This window comes from Pseudarthrobacter sp. NKDBFgelt, assembly GCF_046097905.1.
In the GTDB taxonomy this organism is placed as follows: Bacteria; Actinomycetota; Actinomycetes; order Actinomycetales; family Micrococcaceae; genus Arthrobacter; species Arthrobacter polychromogenes.
The window spans coordinates 1-2,119 of the sequence record NZ_JBJURL010000154.1; the positions used below are offsets into that span (position 1 = coordinate 1).

The 2,119-nt window shown below is 69.6% G+C and carries 2 protein-coding genes; both read right to left on the reverse strand.

From position 1 onward, the window contains the following. Positions 1-180: 180 nt before the first annotated feature. The gene (locus tag ACKAE7_RS20755; RefSeq protein WP_190612824.1) at positions 181-1,314 is read right to left on the reverse strand and encodes a zinc-dependent metalloprotease; all 1,134 of its coding nucleotides are present in this window, start codon (positions 1,312-1,314) and stop codon (positions 181-183) included. Positions 1,315-1,476: 162 nt separating this feature from the next. Further along, positions 1,477-2,119: D-alanyl-D-alanine carboxypeptidase/D-alanyl-D-alanine-endopeptidase (dacB, locus tag ACKAE7_RS20760; protein WP_408980193.1), on the reverse strand; the 643-nt coding region annotated here is incomplete at its 5' end.

Consider the following 2,119-nt stretch of genomic DNA (forward strand, 5'->3'; position numbering starts at 1 on the left):
CCATGAGCGGCGGGTTCAGCAGCGGGCGACGACGGCCCGGCAGGCTGGCGCCCGTCGTCGTCCGCTGCTGAACCCGCCGCTCATGGCACCCGCGGCGGCGCCCGCAGCAGAGCCCGCAGTGGAGCTCCCGGCGGTGGCTTCGACGGCGAAAGCGGCCTCAGGTGGCTGGCTGCGCGGCAATCAGAGTCCCATCCGCTCAAGCCACAGCTTGGCGTCGTGGATCTCGGGTTCGGTGGGCAGGTGGTCCGCGGACTCCCAGACCCTGTTGAAGCCTTCCATGCCGGCGGCGTCCACCACGGCGCGGACAAACCTGGCGCCGTCCGAGTACTGGCGCATCTTCGCGTCCAGGCCCAGGAGGCTGCGGATGAATTTTTCGATCACGCCGCGGTCCTTGCCGCGGTCGTTGAACCGCTGCCGGATGGTCTTCACGGACGGGATGATGCTGGCGTCCACGGCGTCCATCACCACATTGGCGTGGCCTTCCAGGAGGCTCATCACGGCGGTGAGGTGCGAGATGGCGGCCTTCTCCTCCGGGTCCTGGAGGAGGTCCAGTATGGCGCCCCGGCCGGGAGTGTTCCCCGAGGCGGTACGGTCCTTAAGCGAGCGGGCAGCAGCGGTGGCACGCTCCATCAGGGAATCGACGTTGCCCAGCAGGTGCACGCTGAGCTGGTCGATCTGTTCGAGCATGTGGTGCCGGAGCCACGGGGCCGCGGCAAACTGCACGCGGTGGGTCTGTTCGTGCAGGCACACCCAGAGCCGGAAATCCTCCGGGGTGACGTTGAGTTCGCGTTCCACCGCCACAATATTGGGGGCCACGAGCAGGAGCCTGCCGGCCGGCGGCGCGGTGGACCCTTCCGCAAGGGCAGCGAAGGGATCGTACTGGCCAAGGACCTTGCTGGCCAGGAAAGCCAGGACTGCGCCGAGCTGGCTTCCGGTGATGGCCCCGCTGACGCTGGCCGCGCCCGGGCTCAGCGTGCCCTGCCTGTTTTCCAGCATCTTTTCCATGGCGGGTTTGAGCATCACGGCGAAACTCTGCGTGTTGGCTTTGGCCCAGGATGCGCGGTCCACCACCAGCACGGAGGAGTCGCGGAGGTCGCGGGCGGCTTCCAGCCCGGTGATCTCGTGGACATGGTCAACGGACACATCCGCCAGGCGCCGCAGGCTGTCCACGGCCTCGCTGATGGCGGCCTGGTCCAGCACAGGCCCGGCCGGGGCCAGGCGCGCGGCGGTGGAGGCGGCGAGGTCCCAGTTGATCAGGGACTGTGCCGTGGCGGACAACGTCTGGGCTGACGACTCGCGTGCAGTGGGCTCCATGGTTCCCATCAGAACACAGCATGCTTGGGATAGTCCTTAAGTTCGCTCACCGGCGAACCTTTGCCCGCCATGTACGGGCCGCGCCACGGTGCTGGCCAGGGCCGCATGGGCACTGCTGGCGCGGCACCTTTCGTGCAGGGCAGGGCCGCCCTGGACCGACGCTCAGCGGCAGCCGCAGCCGGCGAGCGCGGTGGCGGCACGGTCCAGCGCCTCCTTGTTCCCCGCGGCACCGGGGGTCAGTCCGTTTCCGATGAAGGAAAAGACCAGAAGCCGGCCGTCCGCGTCCACCACGTAGCCGCTCAGGGCCAGCACTGTGTTCAGGGTGCCGGTTTTGGCGCGCACCAGTCCCGCACCCCGGGCGGTGGCGGCATCACGGTACCGGGTATCCAGGGTTCCGGAGAGGCCCGCCACCGGGAAGCCGTCCAGCGCCGCCCGTAGCCTGGTGTCCATGCCGGACGTGATGGCCCGCACCACCTCGGAAAACTGCCGGGCCGGGACCTGGTTGCCCATGGCCAGGCCGCACACGTCCACCAGCTTCATCCCCTCCGCACCCAGTCCGGCAGCGGCCAGCTGCGCACCCACCGCCGCCGTGGCGCCGTCGTTACTTCCCGGCAGCCCGTCGGCCAGCGCTGTCAGCCGCCCCAATGCTTCCGCCAGGTAGTTGTCTGAGTCCTGGAGCATCAGGTTCACCTGCTCCGCAACAGTGGCGGACTGGACTTCGCCCAGCACCACCGGCTGGCTGGCCCCCTCCCCCTCCGGGCGTGCCGGGGCCGTCGTGCGTGCTGGGGCCGTCGTGCCGGCTGCC

What these genes read in the sequence shown, in the direction of transcription:
- ACKAE7_RS20755 (WP_190612824.1), bottom strand. Translation starts at nt 1,314, where the DNA reads ATGGAGCCCACTGCACGCGAGTCGTCAGCCCAGACGTTGTCCGCCACG.